Here is an 18,244-nt window from a genome sequence, read left to right on the forward strand (position 1 = left end):
GCTTCTTTTCTCTGTTTACAAATAAGTTAAAACTGGACGTCACAAAATGGATAGGATAACATGTCTTATAGATAGGATCGATTATTGCGGGAAGGCATATCGAGCACCTAACCTTTTAAAGGAAAAGGAGGGGAACCTGTATGTCCAAAATTTTAATCATCGAAGACGATTTAAGTATCGGTGAAATGATGTCCATTTACTTATACGAAGATGGCTATGAAGTGAAACGAGCAGAGAACGGCCGACAAGGCAAGGTCTTAATCCGGGATTTTCAACCAGATATGATTATTCTTGATCTTATGTTACCTGATATGGATGGGATTCAGCTGTGTACAACAATTCGTCAKACCTCAACCATACCGATCTTGATGGTATCGGCCAAGAACGAAGTTTCGGATCGTGTGAAGGGCCTTCAAACAGGTGCAGATGACTATTTATGCAAACCATTTTCGATGAGAGAGCTATCGGCCAGAATACAAGCCTTATTTCGACGCTCCAACGCCTATCCTTCACAAGTCCCATCGCCATCTGACGTGATTGATCCCCTAGGGATCCACTTGGATTTGGAAAAGCGCTGCCTATATGTTAGTGGCAGAAGTATTGAGACAACCTTCTCCGAATACGAAATTATGAAGCTTTTCTGGCAAAATCAAGGCAGGGTTTACAGTCGAGAAGAGCTGTTAAATCGTGTTCGCGGCTTTGATTCCCAGGTAACTGAGCGTGCAATCGATGTACATATCGCCAACCTTCGCAAAAAAATCGAGGATGATCCTAAAGAACCCAAGCACGTCAAGACGGTGTGGGGTGTCGGTTATAAATTTCTACTTTGATAAAGCTCCTTCGGGAGCTTTTTTGTTTTGTAAAATGCCCACAAATTCGTCACCAAATAGGCAGAAGCACAATATGATGATTATGGAAAATGACCTTTTCGATCGTTCAAACACATTATATGAAGAAGCTTTCGTATGGAAAGCTCAAGGAGGAAATTATACTCATGTTGAATAACCCTTACAAAATAGGTAATCAAGCAATGCCGCAAATGCAATATGGCAATCCGTATCCAGCGTACCCCGTTCCAACTGCAATTACGAATAAAGTTGTTCCCCAAACACCAGCCGGGTCTGTCCTCACTCCACCAGGAAGTGGTTTACAAACAGGCGTTAATGTACCGGGACTTCCAGCACTTGAAGAATCGTATATCGAAAATATTCTGCGTTTGAACCTTGGTAAAATGGCAACCATCTATATGACATACGAAAACAACTCCGAGTGGAACGCCAAAATTTTCAAAGGAAGATTAGAAGCCGCAGGAAGAGATCATATCATTATCAGTGATCCTGTTACTGGCATGCGTTTCCTATTACTTATGGTGAATTTAGATTACATTACATTTGATGAAGAACTCAATTACACCTACCCCTTCCGGGGCGGAGCTTTCTCCAGATAATAGCTGATTCGCATACGAAAGCCGTTGCTCGCTTAGAGCAGCGGTTTTTTCGTTTTAAGAATACGTAGCTGGCGAGAAATGCCACATGTGCAGTTTGGGGATGCCGCCTTTGATCCATTGCTCCCAGTCGCCATGCTGCCCATCACGCAATCGTTCAACGTTCAATCGTTCCTCCTTCATGATCAGGTATTCCTCATACGTCACATCATGCCAAATTTCTACATAAAGTCCTTCTTGATCGGTCCCCTCCAATAGCTCCAAACGCCCTTCCCGTCGCTGGATTCCTTGCATATAGATGTGAAAAGAAGCTCGAAATTCTGATTTTATGGCATACTCTACAAAAACTTTAGACATTTTTAGATCTCCTTCTGATTTATTTTTTGCTCTAAAATGGTAAACTAAGAGCAAGATGTAATTTGTCCCTTCAGCTCAGAGACAGAACAAACCGTGTGTACAGAACACTTAGGAGGATAACCAGTTGGATACAGGCACTCATCTCGTCATTGGCTTAGGATTAGCAGGGCTCTCGCAAATCGACCCGAGCATTTCCGCAAATACAGCAGCAACAACTGCTGTTTTCATTGGAACCGTCGTTGGCTCGCAGATTCCCGATATTGATGGACTGCTCCGTTTCAAGGGCAATGCCCTCTATATTCGCAATCATCGCGGTCGCTCACATTCGTTGCCTGCCCTCCCCTTATGGACGTTGTTGATTACTGGTGCACTTGCACCATTTTTCCATGGCATATCCTTCCTGCATCTCGCTATGTGGATCGGGATCGCGGTTTGCGTTCATGTGTTCACCGACTGTTTCAATACGTATGGTACACAAGCCATTCGACCTTTTTCGGAAAAATGGGTGTCGTGGAACATCATTCACATCTTCGATCCGTTCATATTCACGAGTCACATTGCCGCGATCTTCATGTGGTCCTTCCATCTAGCGAAGCCGCAGCTGATTTTCCCTACCTTATACGGCTTACTTGCGCTGTATTACATTTGGCGGACTCTGGATCACGCTATTATTGAAAAAGGGCTCTATCGCAAAGATGCTACTTATCAGCCCGGTGATAAATATACCCTTATTGTAACATTCAACCTCTATGTCTGGAATATTGTGAAAGAGTGCACAGACGGAACCTACCAATTAGGCGAACTCAAAAATGGCAAGCTGAAATGGCTGGACACCATCACCTGCTCTGACCACCCGGCCGTCGAGGTTTCCAAGCAGCATGAGGACATTCAAGCACTGCTCTATTTCTCCTCTTTCACTTGTGCTGAGGTCAAAGAACATCGGTGGGGCTATGAAGTGAGGTGGGCGGATGTCCGCTACCGCCATCGCAAGCAATTCCCATTCGTCGGTGTTATTCGGATGGACCGCAATTTCCAAACACTTGATTCTTATGTAGGCTGGGTGAACGATACGAAGCTTGAGAAGAAGTTTAAAGTTGACCTTTATTGAGAATGGGGCCCTTGCATGGTTGCAGGGGTTCTTCTTATTCGTAGCTTCGCATACCCACACGCAACAAAAGCCCAGGAGCTATTTAGGCTCCTAGGCTTTATTATTACATAGTTCGGGAATGCTAGTACGGAGTCTAGTATCTAATTAACGGAAATTAGAACCAGATTGCCCCGCGAGCGTTTGCTCAGCGATTTGTACCAAGCGGCGAGTAATCGCACCACCAATGGAACCTGTATCACGAGTTGCCATGTTGCCATAGTAACCGTCTTGAGGGATTTGAATGCCCAGCTCTTGAGCTACCTCATATTTCAATTGATCTAAAGCTTGATTTGCTTGTGGAACTACCAGTTGATTGCTGCTACGATTTTGTGCCATCAGGATCGAACTCCTTTCAGTCAGCTATAATCTTTGATGTATTTGCAAGCTTGCAAAGATAGTATGTGGAGGAAATGAATTTATATGCACAGCGCTCAAAAAAGTTTAATATAAGAAGATGTCATGAACTTCAAGAAAGTAGGTCGCCTAAATGAGTAAACCACTTGCTCTCCTGTTCGCAGTTGTTGGTACGCTGCTGCTCGCTTGTATTTCCCTATTCATTGCTCTACGCGAGCCGTGGATGGTGCTCCTCTTCTCCCTCATTTCGTTAGGATTTATCGGATACGGCTTCGTTACGAAAGCCAAAATGCGTCGTCGGAAAAATACACCTTCCGAATGAAAAAAAAGCTCAAATCCCTGGTCATTGGGATTTGAGCTTTTTGTTTGTGTAGAGATGCGCTTAGCGAACAATAAAGCCCATCCGTTTCTTTACTTCAAGCAGCGTTTGATTCGCCACCTCGGCAGCTTCGTCCGCACCCTTTTTCAAAATGTCAAAAATGGCTCCCGAACTGCGAATCTCACGATAGCGCTGTTGGATAGGCTCCAGAACAGCAACGATCTGCTCAGCCAGTTCCTTTTTGAAAGGACCATAACCTTGCCCTTCATATCGAGCCTCAATCTCCGCTAAACTCATCTCCGCAAAGTGTGAGTAAATCGACATCAAATTACTAACCTCAGGTTTATTCTGAGGATCATACGTCACTTCGCGCCCAGAATCCGTAACAGCACGACTAAGTTTCTTACGAATGACATCTGGCTCGTCGAGCATCGCGATGTAACTGCCGGCATTTGGACTGCTCTTGCTCATCTTCTTGGAAGCATCATCGAGTGACATAATACGGGCGCCTACCTCAGGCATATAGGGCTGTGGCATTGTGAACATATCGCCGAAACGGTTATTAAATCGATTAGCCAAATCACGAGTCAGCTCCAAATGCTGTTTCTGATCGTCTCCAACTGGAATAAGATCTGCATTATATAACAAGATGTCAGCCGCCATCAGAGACGGATACGTGAATAGTCCTGCACCGACAGATTCTTTACCTTCAGACTTATCTTTAAATTGCGTCATGCGCTCAAGCTCGCCCATGTGCGTCAGCGTCGTCATAATCCAGCCTAGCTCTGCATGTGCGTGAACATGGGACTGTAAGAAGACAGAAGCCTTATTCGGATCAAGACCCGAAGCAATGTATAACGAAGCGATGGACTCCGTTTGTTCCCGAAGGGCTGCTGGTTCTTGCGGCACTGTGATCGCATGCATATCGACCACCATGAAATAACAGCGATGAAGTTCTTGCAGCTTCACAAAGTTGCGAAGTGCCCCAATATAATTGCCAATCGTCAGCTGACCGCTGGATTGCATACCAGATAATACACGTTTCATTCCAAATACCTCCAATGATTTTCACTATTTCTCATTCGTATCGCTAAAAAAGACAACAAAAAAGCCTCCCTCCGCAAGGGACGAGAGACCGTGGTACCACCCTAATTTGTCTATCTACATATAACCGAAGTTATGTGCATGTAAACCTTCAGGCTCTGATAACGGAGAGCTACCGTTTAGCATAGTTAACTGTGGTTTTAATCCGGCCTAGGTTCCGGTGATTCTACACAGTGTTCAGCTTCAAGCTCAAGGATCCATTCGGTCTGCTTGTTTCACCGGTTCGCACCAACCACCGGCTCTCTGAGAAACGGGAGACAAACGTACTTGTTCCTATCATCGCAATTGATTTCCTATTATTATACACGCTTAAGTAGCAATGTCAATCAAGGACATTGTCCTAGATAGCCCAGCATGTACATAGGATAGTTACATACCAATTCCTTCGGCAAAGGGGTGTTACTGCATTGTCCTCAACTCTATACCGCTGGAGCCTTCCCGTCTCCTCGGTGATATGCGTGTTTCTCTTGTTTCTGATTGTAACAACAAGACAACTCCCCCCAATGGGGATGGTCATGGAACCGATCAGCCATGTCTTTATGGCTTTTATGGACATCTTCTTAGATGCCCTTCCGTTCATGATTCTCGGCGTCCTGTTATCTACGATCGTTGAAAACTTTATTCCTGAGGGTGTCATCCAAAGATTGACCCCCAAACACCCCCTCGGTGGTGTGTTATTCGCCTGCGTGCTGGGAATTATGTTCCCCCTCTGTGAGTGCGGCATGATTCCTTTCGTACGCAGGTTGATGCGCAAAGGCATGCCCGTCTACATCGCTGTTATTTTCATTCTAGTGGGGCCTATCCTTAATCCCATCGTCTTCGCTTCCACTTGGATGGCTTTCCGCGGTAACCCTGCAATGGCCTATTCACGTATGGGGCTCACCTTTGGCGTCGCGCTGGTCATTGGCTTCCTGCTCACGCGTTTCCTTAAGAGCAACCCTTTGAGGCATCCAATTGAGCCTGCAGCAAGCCTGACACATCAACATAACCATGCACATGGAAAAGAACACATTGAGCAGCATGATCATCACCACAGCCACGATCACGCTCACAAGCACGACCACAGTCATACTCATGATCATAGTCACAATCATCACGATCATGGTCATGACCATCATGGCCACAACCACGCCCATGGTGGCAGCCAGCTCATGACCATGGTCAGCCATGGATCCTCCGAGCTGTTCGAGATGAGCAAGTACTTGATGCTGGGCGCGCTTCTGACGGCGCTGATACAGACATTCGTGGCACAGGATAGCCTGAGCGCCATCGGCCAGGGAGCCTTCATCTCTCACGTGTTCATGATGGGCTTCGCTTACCTGCTCTCCTTATGCTCAACGACAGACGCCTTCGTCGCAGTCTCCTTCGCCAAATCATTCTCACCTGGCTCCTTGCTTGCCTTCTTAGTATTCGGGCCCATGATCGACGTGAAGAGTACACTCATGATGCTTTCGATCTTCAAGGCGCGATTTGTATTGACGCTATCTATTGTTGTTGCGATAACAGTTTTGGGTGGTTCTCTTCTGTTTATGCATTTTTTTCTGGCTTGAATTCCCTACACTCTTGATTCGTACTATATATTTGTAACACTTCATCAAGGTTCTTCATGACAGCTAAATCTATGGCCACTATCCCTTTCGCTCAGGTTGTCGGTTCAATGAAGGCTGAACTGAGCTTAGGGGATAGTGATGACAGCATGTCTCGCATCCAATAGTTGAACAAAAAGCCCTACCCGACACAAGTCGGATAGGGCTTTTATCTTGTAAAGAATTAGATTTTTAAAATAGCGCCAGCACTCGCGTTCGTTACCATTTTCGTATAACGCGCTAGGTAACCAGAAGTAATCTTCTGTTGGAATCCTGCCCATGACTCACGACGTTTGGCAAACTCTTCATCGCTGATTTGTAATTCAATTTTGCGTCCATCCATGTCGACGTCGATGATGTCGCCATCATGTACGAAAGCGAGTGGTCCACCTTCGGCAGCTTCAGGTGACATATGACCAAGCGAGATACCGCGGGATGCGCCGGAGAAACGTCCGTCGGTAATCAAGGCTACTTTCGCGCCAAGACCCATACCTACGATTTGGGATGTTGGTGCCAACATTTCTGGCATACCAGGTCCACCTTTTGGCCCTTCATAACGAATGACAACAACGTGTCCTTCTTTTACTTTACCATTTGCGATACCGTACAAAGCTTCGTCTTGGGAGTCGAAACAGATCGCTGGGCCTACGTGACGTCCGCCAACAGACTTATCAACAGCACCAACTTTTACGATACTGCCTTCTGGTGCCAAGTTACCGAATAGAACAGCTAGACCACCGCGCTCACTGTGCGGGTTCGTAAGTGGACGAATGACATCAAAGTTCTGAATTTCACGTCCAGCCACGTTCTCGCGAAGTGTTTGTGCCGTAACGGATAGACAGTCACCGTTGAAAGCACCTGGTTTTTTGAGCAACTCATTGATTACCGCACTCACACCGCCTGCCAAATGCACATCTTCGATGTGGTAATCAGAAGCTGGAGCGATTTTCGCAAGGTGAGGCACGCGCTCTGCTACTTCGTTAATACGAGCGATCGGATACTCGATACCCGCTTCAGCCGCGATAGCCAAAGTGTGTAGAACCGTGTTCGTGGATCCACCCATCGCCATATCCAAAGCAAATGCGTTATCAATCGCATCAATCGTTACAATATCACGCGGCTTGATATCTTTCTCGATCAGAACCATCAATTGCTTCGCGCAATCTTTAACGAATTGCTTACGCTCTTCCGCAACAGCAAGAATGGTTCCGTTACCTGGCATTGCAAGTCCAAGACCTTCAGCTAGACAGTTCATGGAGTTCGCTGTGAACATACCGGAGCATGATCCACATGTTGGACAACCGTATTGTTCCAACTCTTCCAGACCCGCTTCATCCAATTTACCCGCTTGGAAAGCACCAACGCCTTCAAATACGGAAGAAAGGGAAATGGATTTACCGTTTTTATCTTTACCAGCTTTCATCGGTCCACCGCTTACTAACATCGTTGGAATGTTAACGCGAAGAGCACCCATGATCATACCAGGTGTAATTTTATCACAGTTAGGAATACAAACCATGCCATCAAACCAGTGTGCATTTACTACTGTTTCCAAGGAATCGGCAATAATCTCACGGCTTGGCAAGGAATAACGCATCCCGATATGACCCATTGCAATTCCATCGTCAACACCGATCGTGTTAAACTCGAAAGGAACCCCGCCTGCTTCGCGAATCGCTTCTTTCACAAGCTTACCGAATTCTTGCAAATGCACATGTCCAGGAATAATGTCTATATAAGAGTTACAAACCGCAATAAACGGCTTGCCGAAATCTTCCTCTTTAACGCCAGCTGCACGTAGCAAGCTACGGTGTGGAGCACGGTCGAAACCTTTTTTAATCATGTCACTGCGCTGTTTTGGATGTGCCATTCTTTATTCCTCCTAGAATTCATATCTGTTATGAAAACAATGAAACTATCATACCACACTTCTCGCAATATTTCTCCCTTTAGTGTGATAACGCATCAAAGTAAAAGCAAACCAACTTATTCACGAATTAGGACGTCACATTCATTCGACTTACTTCCTGCCGAAATCCGCCTTGATCTCGCCCCATTTTTTCGTGTCCCACTTGACGATCTTATTGGTATACGTATTCGTATGCAGCCATTTCAACGCGCGATCCACCAAAGTCCATATTTCCGCGGTAGATGCATCTCGCACTAAATTAGTAGATACTTCCTTCTTCCGAATCCAACTTAACGCTGTAACCGAATCAGTATAAATGGTTTGTTTACTTCCTTTTTTCTGCAGGTAAGCCAGTCCATGTACAATGGCAAGAAACTCCCCCAGATTATTCGTGCCCTTCGAAATCGGTCCTTGATAGAATATGATTTCACCAGTCCGCGTATCCACGCCTTTGTACTCCACAATCCCTGGATTTCCGGAACAGCCAACGTCCACTGAAATACTGTCATAATCCACCTCAGGCGCTGACTCAGGAGTCGCCGTTTTTTTACCAACGGCCGAACCACCAGTCMCTTTTGCAGCAAAATTCAGTGACTTCTGCCATCCTTTCTCAAGTGCTTGACGCGCTTCACCTTCAGTCTCATAAGACTTGAACTTCGCTTGTGGATAGCCATTCGTTTGGGCTTGGCATTCCGCCCATGAACGATATACACCTGGCTTGTGTCCAACCCAAACCACATAATATTTCGATGCAGCCATATTATTCACTCCGTAATGTTAGTTGTAATTGCTCTACCAGCTCTTCGACGACCTTCACCGTATTCTGAAAATAAGGACGGTAATCCAAATCTGCAACAAATCGCAAATAGGTTTCCCCGATGTTTACAACTTGTTCGCGATATTCGCGAATCGGGATGACATGCGTCTCCAGTTCGCGATATGTACCGTTCGTTCGCTCTTCCACAGAAGAGAGTTCAAGCTGTTCCTCGGGCAAATGCCGAACAACGAAAGAGAAACCTCTGCACTCTGGGTCGCCGCATCCGCATACGAAGAACGGCATCCGTTCCCACTGATCGGCAGGGGCAAAGCGGTTCGGTGCTGTATCATGCAGCGCACTATATAACAAAGCAGGAAGACCAACATCAATGCATAAAGGTTCTTCTATAATAAGACTATCATCCACAGACATATGAACATCCGCTTGAATAATTTGTAAATCTTTATCTAAGGACCAGCCCTTAATCACTAGTTCAAACATGCTTTCTCCCCGCCTTCCCGACGTCCATTTTTCCATTATACCAAAGTCGAATCATTCCTGCTTTTACGCTTCTATAAAAAGGATTAATTTCCCAAAAAAAGTATGAGTAATATTTACAAAACTGTTCATACTACCTATTACTGGAGGTGATATCAGATGGCTACAGGACAATCTCGCAGCAGTAACAACAATAGTAACAGTAACTCCCTACTAGTTCCACAAGCATCATCAGCCCTAGACCAATTGAAGTATGAAGTTGCACAAGAATTGGGCATCCAAATTCCTCAAGATGGCTACTATGGTTACATGACGTCTTATGACACAGGATCTATCGGGGGCAGCATCACTCGTCGTCTCGTTCAAATTGCTGAGCAACAACTTGCTGGTGCAAGCAACAATTTCAGCAGATAATTTAACGAACCAAAATACTTAAGCAACAAAAGGGCCTTCATCCGGGTAGATACTCGGAGAAAGCCCTTTTTTTCAACCTATTTAATGTCGTAGATTTTGTACAAATCATCCAACATAATGTTTGCTGATCGAACGCCGCCGCCTGTATTCCAAGTTGCATCGTTTACTTTGACAATTTTATTTTCTTTCACCACTTTTAAATTTTTCCAAAGCGGATCATTCATCCACTCTTGCTCTTGTTTATTGCCTTTGCCATCACCAATTTCATACGTAAAGTAGAATACGCGATCAGCATTATCCAGCTCAGTTAAACGTTCTTTGGTAATATCTTCGAAGGACTTCTCATCACTCTTAGCATCCGAACGAGCAAAGCCTAGTTGTTTGAAAACAACCCCAGAGAACATATCACCATAGTAATATCTCGATTTACCACCCATAAATCGGACAACAGCCACTTTTTCTTTCAGCTTGTCGCCTGCTTTGGATTTGAAATCTTCAATACGTTTATCGTAATCCCCGATTACTTTGGCGCCTTCGGCTTTCTTATTCAATGCATCTGCATACAGACTGAAGTTATTTTTCCATTCTCCACGCAGTGTTTCTKYGAAAACAGTTGGCGCAATAGCTTTCAATTGCTCGTATACTTTCTCTTGGCGAAGCTTATTTCCAATAATTAAATCGGGTTTCAGTGAAGCTATGACTTCCAGGTTCGGCTGTCCTTCTACACCTACTGTTGTAACACCTTGCATGTCCGCTTTGAAATGGTCAAACCAAGGATTACCATAGAAGGATTCAACAGCTCCAACCGGCTTAATTCCTAAAGCAAGTAAAGCTTCTGTTCCTTCATTCGTTAAAATGACAACACGTTTAGGGTTGGCAGGTACGGCTGTTTCTCCCATAGCGTGCTTAATTGTGCGAGTAGCATCCGATTTCGCTGATTCTTGCGGAGCCGCTGAGGCAGACGACTTCGTTTTTGCTTTCTCTCCACATGCGGTTACGATCATACTAAAAACAAAGAGACATGCAACAAGAGCCCACGCTCTTCCAAACGTGCGGCGTTTTTGATTAAACATACGAATTGTGTTCCCCCTAGTTGTACTTTTTTATGATAACGATTCTCACTACTGTGCACATAATACTAGAAATGGACCTGATTTGTCAACAATTTTGATAATGATTCTCATATTCATTGACTTCAAATACCGTTGACTTTAGAATATATGAAGCAAGAAAGGTAGGAAGGAAGAGGGTACCCACCGTGCATACACCAACAACAGAACGTCTCTCTCATATTTATAAAAGTATCGGGTTACTAGCAGCCGTTTGTGTTCTACTTGTACTCATACTTAGCAGTGTCCGATTTGGCCTCAAAACGTATTCTTGGGATCAAATCATGACTTCCTTTGATCCTTCTGACAAACCAACGAATGAATCGATAATTATTCAAACTGTGCGAATTCCTAGAGCTTTAATTGCCGCACTCGTTGGTGGCAGTTTGGCCGTTGCTGGTGCACTTATGCAAGCAATGACTCGAAATCCACTCGCTTCGCCGAGTATATTCGGAATTAATTCTGGGGCTGCTTTTGCTATTGTTGTAGCTGTAAGCTTTTTCAACATATCCAGCCTAACGCAATTTACGTGGGTTGCTTTTTTTGGCGCTGCCGTGAGTGCTACATTGGTCTACGGGCTTGGATCGCTAGGACGCGACGGCTTGACACCCATGAAGATCACACTTGCAGGCGCTGCGATGACGGCTTTTTTCGCTTCACTCACACAAGGAATATTGCTGGGTAATGGCAAAGCCTTCGAACAAGTACTCTACTGGCTTGTAGGATCTGTCGAAGGGCGTACGATGGCTATGCTGCAATCCGTGTATCCGTATATGCTGCTCGCTTGGATCGGGGCTATTCTGCTATCCCCCCACATCAATATCTTATCCATGGGTGATGATATTGCCAAAGGATTAGGACAACAAACCGTGTACATCAAACTAATTACTGCACTCATTATAATAATTCTTGCTGGCGGATCTGTTGCTGTTGCAGGCCCAATTGTGTTCGTCGGCCTCATGATACCTCATATTGTCCGCTTCCTTGTCGGGATTGACTACCGATGGGTCATTCCTTATTGCGCTGTGCTAGGCGGTATTCTGTTGGTAAGCGCGGATATCGGAGCGCGGTTTATTATTATGCCGAAGGAAGTTCATGTCGGTGTAATGACCGCTATCCTTGGCGTTCCTTTCTTTATCTACATAGCGCGTAAAGGGGGACTCCTGAAATGAGTACTTCTAAGCGAGATATTACGATTCGAAGCAAAAGTTACTCTTTTTTAATAAGCAAAAAAGCCATTGTCGTCACGCTATCTCTATTCCTAGCGGTTATCCTCATGATGATTATAAGCACAGGCGTCGGCAGTATTACGATTAAACCGGTGAATGTCATAAAGGCCGTATTCGGCTATGGAACAGATTCAAGTATGATGATCGTTCGCTCATTGCGTTTGCCTCGTGTCATCGTAGCTGTTCTAATCGGCGCATCTTTAGGTGTAGCAGGCGCAATTCTACAAGGGATCGTGCGCAACCCGCTCACTTCACCAGATACGATTGGAACAACAGGCGGTGCAACGCTTGGCGCTGTATCTTTCTTCTTCTTTTTCTCAGATAAACTCAGCATTCATTGGCTGCCGGTCGCAGCTATTCTAGGCGCATTCCTTGCAACCTTGCTGGTATACTTCTTTTCTTGGAAAAATGGCATTACGCCGCTGCGACTCGTCCTCATTGGGACAGGGCTCACAGCTGCAATGAGTGCAGTATCCTATCTCATGATGCTAACGGGCCCTATCGTACTCGCTCAGCAATCACTAACTTTTATGACGGGCAGTATCTATGGCGTATCTTGGGCCAAAGCGGTTTACCCCTTGCTCCCCTGGGTCGCTGTGCTGATACCCGTTATCTTCTTCTACGCGCGGCACATTACCATCCAGTCCCTAGGTGAAGATATTGCACAGAGTGTTGGAAGCCATGTACAGCGTCAACGTTTTCTGTTAATTATGCTGAGTGTTGCCCTGGCTGGAGCTGCTGTCGCCTTTGGCGGTGCGATAAGCTTCATTGGGCTCATGGCTCCGCACATTTCACGTAAACTTGTCGGTCCTAGCTTCGGCTCCTTGATTCCTGTCTCTGCGTTCACTGGCGCTCTGCTATTGCTGATCGCAGACTTATGTGGTCGTTTCCTGTTCAAGCCACTCGATATCCCAGCAGGTGTATTTACAGCAGCCATTGGCGCACCTATTTTCATCTACGTCCTATATCGCAGTAGGAATCGGGGATAACCCCCATGTCTACGAAAAGGAGAACGAGCTTATGACAACCTCAGACCAAGCACTCGAAGCCCAATCGCTTCAATTGACATATGGCGATACAACGATTTTCCAAAGTTTAAATGTACAAATCCCTAAGGGCAAAATAACCGTATTTATCGGCAGTAACGGCTGTGGAAAATCCACACTATTACGCTCACTTGCTCGACTTATGAAACCAACTTCAGGTAGCATTCTATTAGACGGGAATGAGATCGCGAAGCTCTCGACCAAAGAGATCGCACGACGAATGGCGATCTTGCCCCAAGGGCCAACTGCTCCAGAAGGCCTCACCGTTAGACAACTTGTTAAACAAGGGCGCTATCCATATCAGAGTTGGCTGCAGCAATGGAGTCAAGAGGATGAAAACAAGGTTATGAAGGCACTCGATCTTACCGATATGCTAGAAGTTGCCGATCGCACCGTGGATTCGCTCTCTGGCGGACAACGCCAGCGCGCATGGATCGCGATGACTTTAGCGCAAGACACGCCTACATTACTCCTAGATGAACCAACCACCTATCTCGATCTTACCCATCAGATTGAAGTGTTGGACTTATTATTTGACCTGAACGAGAGAGAACAGCGCACAATTGTCATGGTTCTGCATGACATTAATCTAGCTTGTCGTTACGCGCATCACATTGTCAGCATCAAGAAAGGCTCTATATATGCGGAAGGGAAGCCAGAGGACATCGTCAATGCATCTTTGTTGCGTGAAGTGTTTGGGATGGATTGTCAGGTAACAACTGACCCGATCTTCGGAACTCCAATGTGTATTCCCTATGGCAAGGGCCGTATACTGTTAGCGAAAGAACCCCAATCACAATTGTGATCGGGGTTCTTCTTTCACCTAATAGAAATGGGTATAAGTGCTAAATCGTACGTGCGAATGTGGCCATATTATAATTGCTTTCGAACATGATGCTAATTGAAATAACATTCTTTCTTACCGTAAAGTCAAACATAATTTCCCCATGCGTCCAGCTCTTCTTCCGCTTAAGTGACTCGATCGCCATTTGACGAAATGTTTGGAATTGTATTTCTGTTAACCCTGCACTAACAACTGCAGGCAGTACACCCTCTGAGCTTTCAAACGGCAAATGTTTAATACCAAATTTGCCAATCTCATTGTTGCGAATATGAACAAACACTGTGCCTGAGTTCACATGAGAAAGCTCATCTTTAATCTTACGAAATACCATATCGATTTGTCTCGCGAGTGTAAACTGTTCCAATTTTATAATACTCCTCCTTAAATTTCGTATATTTACTAATTATGTTAATTATGCGACTGTAGACCTATTATACCCAGACAATTTACATAATTCAACAGTTTATTTCCAATATTTGAATAATTAACTATATTCTTTATATTCACTTAATGTAATTTCCAAATTTCTTGTAAATACCGAACGATTGGTGTCGAAAAACTGTAGAATGTTTCCAAGTTCGGTGATATAATTTTCAAATGCACCTATTATTTTTCTCCATAAGTAAACAAATTTTGCAGAGGAGTCGATCGGATTGGAACAAATCTCATCCTTATCGTTTAGAAAGAAACTACAACTTGGTTGTTTTGCACTAATTGGTTTAAATTCGATCTTCATGTTAATTGTAACTTTTGCCTCAGACTGGAACCGCTTACTTGGCATTATTTTCCTAGTTATTATCCTAGCCGGAAGCTTTCCCTTCATTCGTTGGTTTGAAGCACAACTGACAGAGCCAATTGCCGATATCTCTCGCATTGCGCTTAATATTTCCAAAGGGGACTTCTCTCAAAAGGTGGCAATCACGTCTGACGACTCACTCGGTCAACTCGGCCAATCTTTTAACAAAATGATTGACAAGCTCCGCGATATTTTACGCGATACAGGATCTATTTCGAAACAAGTTTTCCAGACAAGCCGTGATATCTATGTAAAGAATGAAAGTTTTCGTACTGTTCTTGAGCAAGTGAGTATTTCGGCCCATGAGCTCGCTGCTGGTGCGGGACAAATCTCTGAGGAGATTTCTGGCGTTTCCATCACTTCCAAAGATATTGAAGTGAAAATCGTAAATTATGCTGGATCTGCTCAAGAAATGAAACACCGTTCAGATCTAATGATGACCCTCGTAGAAAAAGGACGCACATCCGTTGAGAGCCAAGGCGTCGGTATGAAACGAAATGTTGAAGTAACGAGACAAGTATCCGATACGATTGATATGCTTGCTCGCCAAGCCGCAGGAATTACGAGTGTTACTCGCTCCATTTCCGAGATCGCTGAGCAAACGAACCTATTGTCCCTCAACGCATCCATTGAGGCTGCTAGAGCTGGTGAACATGGCCGAGGCTTCGCTGTCGTAGCGCAAGAAGTACGTAAGCTTGCTGAAGAATCCACTTCCCTCACACGTGAAGTATTCGGCTTCGTTAAGAGCATTGAGCAAGGCATTCAAGATGCGATTCGCAGCATCCAAGTCAATGAAGATGTCGTTAAGAAACAAACCGTCTTAATCGATCAAACCGAAATTGTATTTGCTGAGATTGTTGGCAGCGTCGGCTTCATTTCTGAGGAAATTACACGCTTTGCAGAAGAAAGTGAAAGCATGCTTCAAAGCTCTGGACAAATCGCCGCAGCGATGGAAAATATTTCAGCCATTACCGAAGAGTCCGCGGCGGGTACGCAAGAAGTGTCTGCTTCCATGAATGAGCAAATTTCCACCGTACAGGGCATCGTTACCCAAGCGGAAGAAATGACGCGGGTTGTGACCCAGTTGCAGCAAACCATTCAAATCTTTAAGCTATAATACATAAAAGAACAGCCCCTCAGATACCTTCTCTGAGGGGCTGTTTATTTATCCGAAACGAGGTAGAAAGCAGCGAGAGCGTCTATGTTATCAGGTTAGAAAATACGTGTAAATAGGCATCCTTTATATCGATTTTCAACAATCTCCACTGGATTTCCTCCAAATTGATGCCTTTTTGCATCAATTTCCAATAAAACAACTGAAAACCCATTCAAAAGTGCACTTTTGGAATTTTGACATCGCTAACTGCTTTGAGAACTTTGATTGGAACCCTAGTGGCTCCAGTACAGCAGTAAAGTTCATCCATTGCCTACTACTCCCTAGTGTGTCAACCAACGCCACCAACCAAACTTACACCCGTATCTTCGATTCGGTTAGCTCCATGAACTGCTTCACATCTTGCGCTGCCATGTCGACAGCACTTTGCCAGAAATCCGGCTCTGTGAGATCTACACCTAAATGCTTCTGCGCTAGTTCCTCTACGTTCATGCTTCCTGTATCGCGAAGCAAGGAGATGTACTTGTCTTCGAAAGTTGCGCCTTCCTGCACCGCTCTTGCATAAATACCAGCACTGAACATGTACCCGAACGTATATGGGAAATTGTAGAATGGAACGTCTGTCGCATAGAAGTGCAGTTTAGCTGCCCAAAAATGCGGATGGTAGCTGCTCAAGGCATTTTTGTAAGCAAGCTTTTGTGCATCGACCATGAGCTCATTAAGGCGCTCTACACTAACTAAGCCTTGACTGCGTTCCCCATAGAAGTTCGTTTCAAAAATAAACCGTGCATGAATGTTCATGAAGAACGCGATAGCCCTTTGGATTTTATCCTCGAGCAAAACAATGCGTTCATCATCCGACGTCGCACTCTTCACGACCGCATCTGCTACGATCATTTCAGCAAAAGTAGAAGCTGTTTCAGCTACATTCATCGCATATTCCTGCGCGAGCGCCGGCATATCCGTCATCACATGCTGGTGGTAACCATGTCCTAGCTCATGAGCGAGCGTAGAGACGTTATTCAGCGTCCCGCCGTACGTCATGAAGATCCGAGTCTCACCCGCTAGCGGGAATGAGGTACAGAAGCCGCCAGGGCGCTTGCCAGGGCGATCCTCCGCTTCGATCCAGCGCTTCTCGAAAGCTTCCTCAGAGAAGGCAGCAAGCTTCGGACTAAACCGTTTGAACTGATCAATGATCAGACTCGCACCCTCGTCGTAAGAAATCTTCTTGGATGAATCGCCTAGCGGCGCATCCACGTCAACCCATGCCAGCTTGTCAACGCCTAGCAGCTTCGCTTTTCGATTTAGATAATCCACGAAAAGACCTTTATTACGGTCAATAACGTCCCACATCACGTTCAATGTTTTTTCTTCCATACGATTGATGGCTAGTGGTTCTTTATGTATGCTTTTCCAGCCTCTTGCCTTATAAACTTGAAGACGGAAGCCAGCCAAGTGATTTAATGCTTCTGCACAATATTCTTCTTTATCCGTCCATGCTTGTTCCCATTTATCAAATAAGTCTAAACGTTCCTCACGATTCTCAGTATGCAGCTTATTAAAAGCTTGACCTGCGGATAATTCAACCTGCTTACCGTCAACTTCAACAGTCATACTGAATTGACCCACGGTTGAATTATACAAATCGCTCCACCCATGATAGCCGTCAACGGCTAAATCATTAATTAAAGCTTCTTGCTCAGGCGGCAGTTTCTCCTTAGCCAGTGCGCGACGTTCATCAAGCGAAAAGGCAATGGCTTGAAAGGGCTCTTGTTGCAATACGGCTGCCCAAACCTGATCTGGAACTCCAGTCAGAATCTGATCAAAATGCGTAAGGGAAGATAAATGCTCCGCATATAAGCTTTTCACTTGTCCGCTTAACACAGGTGCTTTCTTATCTTTCTGATTGTCTGCTTGCAAACAGCCTACGAAAGAATCTGCCTCGTGAATATGCATCACATTATGCTGAAGCAATTCAATCAATTGGGCCAGCGACGAGGTATCCTCTACGCTTTGCGGAGAAGCTGTACGACGTACTTGCTCTTGAAAAGATGCAATGGACTCCTGAAGCTTCTTTAGATGTGCAGCGAATGCAGGAGAATCACTTCCTCCAGGGAAAAATGTTTCAAGATTCCATGTTTGATTAAGAGGTAATGTTAACAATGCGATCACCTTTCCTTTCCACTTTTAATTAAATCATATCCACCAGGCATTCGC

The 18,244-nt window shown here is 45.0% G+C and carries 19 protein-coding genes and 1 other annotated feature; of the genes, 10 read left to right on the plus strand and 9 right to left on the minus strand.

What is annotated here, in order from left to right:
- The first annotated feature begins 140 nt into the window (after positions 1-140).
- Together AC1DLM_RS14315 and gerQ are read left to right on the plus strand one after the other, a co-directional pair.
- The gene (locus AC1DLM_RS14315; protein ID WP_477570345.1) at positions 141-830 is read left to right on the plus strand and encodes a response regulator transcription factor; all 690 of its coding nucleotides are present in this window, start codon (positions 141-143) and stop codon (positions 828-830) included.
- Between the two features lie 164 nt (positions 831-994).
- Positions 995-1,447: a spore coat protein GerQ gene (gerQ, locus tag AC1DLM_RS14320; RefSeq protein ID WP_441988612.1), complete on the plus strand. Its 453-nt coding sequence runs from the start codon at positions 995-997 to the stop codon at positions 1,445-1,447.
- A 54-nt stretch (positions 1,448-1,501) separates the two neighbouring features.
- On the opposite strand, the gene AC1DLM_RS14325 is transcribed toward gerQ, so the two are convergent.
- Entirely contained in the window at positions 1,502-1,801 is a 300-nt protein-coding gene (locus AC1DLM_RS14325; RefSeq protein ID WP_477570346.1) for a hypothetical protein, read from the minus strand.
- Positions 1,802-1,925: 124 nt separating this feature from the next.
- Between AC1DLM_RS14325 and AC1DLM_RS14330 the strand changes: the two genes are divergently transcribed.
- Positions 1,926-2,909 carry a metal-dependent hydrolase gene (locus AC1DLM_RS14330; protein ID WP_441988610.1) on the plus strand — a complete coding sequence of 328 codons (984 nt, stop codon included), beginning with the start codon at positions 1,926-1,928 and terminating at the stop codon, positions 2,907-2,909.
- 144 nt (positions 2,910-3,053) lie between these two features.
- On the opposite strand, the gene AC1DLM_RS14335 is transcribed toward AC1DLM_RS14330, so the two are convergent.
- Entirely contained in the window at positions 3,054-3,284 is a 231-nt protein-coding gene (locus AC1DLM_RS14335) for an alpha/beta-type small acid-soluble spore protein (protein WP_236288880.1), read from the minus strand.
- Positions 3,285-3,435: 151 nt separating this feature from the next.
- Between AC1DLM_RS14335 and AC1DLM_RS14340 the strand changes: the two genes are divergently transcribed.
- Positions 3,436-3,624, plus strand: a complete 189-nt coding sequence (locus AC1DLM_RS14340; RefSeq protein WP_082595379.1) for a DUF5325 family protein — start codon at positions 3,436-3,438, stop codon at positions 3,622-3,624.
- A 60-nt stretch (positions 3,625-3,684) separates the two neighbouring features.
- Here AC1DLM_RS14340 and trpS read toward each other — a convergent pair whose 3' ends face one another.
- A complete protein-coding gene (gene trpS, locus AC1DLM_RS14345) occupies positions 3,685-4,668 on the minus strand; it encodes a tryptophan--tRNA ligase (RefSeq protein WP_477570347.1) in 984 nt (327 codons plus the stop codon).
- A gap of 73 nt (positions 4,669-4,741) precedes the next feature.
- Positions 4,742-5,014 (minus strand) — a binding site (T-box leader).
- Between the two features lie 226 nt (positions 5,015-5,240).
- On the opposite strand from trpS, the gene AC1DLM_RS14350 reads away from it, so the two are divergent.
- Positions 5,241-6,275, plus strand: coding sequence for a permease (locus AC1DLM_RS14350; RefSeq protein ID WP_441988608.1), 1,035 nt, complete (start codon positions 5,241-5,243; stop codon positions 6,273-6,275).
- 220 nt (positions 6,276-6,495) lie between these two features.
- Here the strand turns inward: AC1DLM_RS14350 and ilvD are convergent, their stop codons facing one another.
- From ilvD to AC1DLM_RS14365, 3 genes are all read right to left on the minus strand, one after another.
- Complete coding sequence (gene ilvD, locus AC1DLM_RS14355; RefSeq protein ID WP_068668162.1) at positions 6,496-8,181, minus strand: dihydroxy-acid dehydratase; 1,686 nt, start codon at positions 8,179-8,181, stop codon at positions 6,496-6,498.
- 150 nt (positions 8,182-8,331) lie between these two features.
- Complete coding sequence (rnhA, locus tag AC1DLM_RS14360; protein ID WP_477570348.1) at positions 8,332-8,979, minus strand: ribonuclease H; 648 nt, start codon at positions 8,977-8,979, stop codon at positions 8,332-8,334.
- Between the two features lies 1 nt (position 8,980).
- A complete protein-coding gene (locus AC1DLM_RS14365) occupies positions 8,981-9,478 on the minus strand; it encodes a hypothetical protein (protein ID WP_441988606.1) in 498 nt (165 codons plus the stop codon).
- Between the two features lie 156 nt (positions 9,479-9,634).
- Between AC1DLM_RS14365 and AC1DLM_RS14370 the strand changes: the two genes are divergently transcribed.
- Complete coding sequence (locus tag AC1DLM_RS14370; RefSeq protein ID WP_441988605.1) at positions 9,635-9,889, plus strand: alpha/beta-type small acid-soluble spore protein; 255 nt, start codon at positions 9,635-9,637, stop codon at positions 9,887-9,889.
- A gap of 77 nt (positions 9,890-9,966) precedes the next feature.
- Here AC1DLM_RS14370 and AC1DLM_RS14375 read toward each other — a convergent pair whose 3' ends face one another.
- Complete coding sequence (locus tag AC1DLM_RS14375; protein WP_477570349.1) at positions 9,967-10,962, minus strand: ABC transporter substrate-binding protein; 996 nt, start codon at positions 10,960-10,962, stop codon at positions 9,967-9,969.
- Between the two features lie 185 nt (positions 10,963-11,147).
- Here AC1DLM_RS14375 and AC1DLM_RS14380 point away from each other — a divergent pair, with 185 nt between their 5' ends.
- Genes AC1DLM_RS14380 through AC1DLM_RS14390 form a run of 3 tightly spaced genes read left to right on the plus strand, consistent with a single transcriptional unit; the run spans position 11,148 to position 14,078 of the window.
- A complete protein-coding gene (locus AC1DLM_RS14380) occupies positions 11,148-12,170 on the plus strand; it encodes a FecCD family ABC transporter permease (RefSeq protein WP_441988603.1) in 1,023 nt (340 codons plus the stop codon).
- Positions 12,167-13,216: a FecCD family ABC transporter permease gene (locus AC1DLM_RS14385; protein WP_441988602.1), complete on the plus strand. Its 1,050-nt coding sequence runs from the start codon at positions 12,167-12,169 to the stop codon at positions 13,214-13,216. The genes AC1DLM_RS14380 and AC1DLM_RS14385 overlap by 4 nt, the downstream gene beginning before the upstream one ends.
- Positions 13,217-13,247: 31 nt before the next feature.
- On the plus strand, positions 13,248-14,078 hold the full coding sequence (locus AC1DLM_RS14390) for an ABC transporter ATP-binding protein (RefSeq protein WP_441988601.1): 831 nt from the start codon (positions 13,248-13,250) through the stop codon (positions 14,076-14,078).
- Between the two features lie 40 nt (positions 14,079-14,118).
- Here AC1DLM_RS14390 and AC1DLM_RS14395 read toward each other — a convergent pair whose 3' ends face one another.
- On the minus strand, positions 14,119-14,481 hold the full coding sequence (locus AC1DLM_RS14395; RefSeq protein ID WP_441988600.1) for an O-methyltransferase: 363 nt from the start codon (positions 14,479-14,481) through the stop codon (positions 14,119-14,121).
- Positions 14,482-14,770: 289 nt separating this feature from the next.
- Between AC1DLM_RS14395 and AC1DLM_RS14400 the strand changes: the two genes are divergently transcribed.
- Positions 14,771-16,030, plus strand: a complete 1,260-nt coding sequence (locus AC1DLM_RS14400; protein WP_477570350.1) for a methyl-accepting chemotaxis protein — start codon at positions 14,771-14,773, stop codon at positions 16,028-16,030.
- Positions 16,031-16,381: 351 nt separating this feature from the next.
- Here AC1DLM_RS14400 and AC1DLM_RS14405 read toward each other — a convergent pair whose 3' ends face one another.
- Positions 16,382-18,199 carry a M3 family oligoendopeptidase gene (locus AC1DLM_RS14405; protein ID WP_477570351.1) on the minus strand — a complete coding sequence of 606 codons (1,818 nt, stop codon included), beginning with the start codon at positions 18,197-18,199 and terminating at the stop codon, positions 16,382-16,384.
- Positions 18,200-18,244 lie beyond the last annotated feature (45 nt).

The sequence above is a fragment of the Paenibacillus sp. 01T442 genome, from assembly GCF_056398345.1.

What these genes read in the sequence shown, in the direction of transcription:
- gerQ (WP_441988612.1), top strand. Translation starts at nt 995, where the DNA reads ATGTTGAATAACCCTTACAAAATAGGTAATCAAGCAATGCCGCAAATG.
- AC1DLM_RS14325 (WP_477570346.1), bottom strand. Translation starts at nt 1,801, where the DNA reads ATGTCTAAAGTTTTTGTAGAGTATGCCATAAAATCAGAATTTCGAGCT.
- AC1DLM_RS14335 (WP_236288880.1), bottom strand. Translation starts at nt 3,284, where the DNA reads ATGGCACAAAATCGTAGCAGCAATCAACTGGTAGTTCCACAAGCAAAT.
- AC1DLM_RS14340 (WP_082595379.1), top strand. Translation starts at nt 3,436, where the DNA reads ATGAGTAAACCACTTGCTCTCCTGTTCGCAGTTGTTGGTACGCTGCTG.
- trpS (WP_477570347.1), bottom strand. Translation starts at nt 4,668, where the DNA reads ATGAAACGTGTATTATCTGGTATGCAATCCAGCGGTCAGCTGACGATT.
- AC1DLM_RS14350 (WP_441988608.1), top strand. Translation starts at nt 5,241, where the DNA reads ATGGAACCGATCAGCCATGTCTTTATGGCTTTTATGGACATCTTCTTA.
- ilvD (WP_068668162.1), bottom strand. Translation starts at nt 8,181, where the DNA reads ATGGCACATCCAAAACAGCGCAGTGACATGATTAAAAAAGGTTTCGAC.
- AC1DLM_RS14365 (WP_441988606.1), bottom strand. Translation starts at nt 9,478, where the DNA reads ATGTTTGAACTAGTGATTAAGGGCTGGTCCTTAGATAAAGATTTACAA.
- AC1DLM_RS14370 (WP_441988605.1), top strand. Translation starts at nt 9,635, where the DNA reads ATGGCTACAGGACAATCTCGCAGCAGTAACAACAATAGTAACAGTAAC.
- AC1DLM_RS14385 (WP_441988602.1), top strand. Translation starts at nt 12,167, where the DNA reads ATGAGTACTTCTAAGCGAGATATTACGATTCGAAGCAAAAGTTACTCT.
- AC1DLM_RS14390 (WP_441988601.1), top strand. Translation starts at nt 13,248, where the DNA reads ATGACAACCTCAGACCAAGCACTCGAAGCCCAATCGCTTCAATTGACA.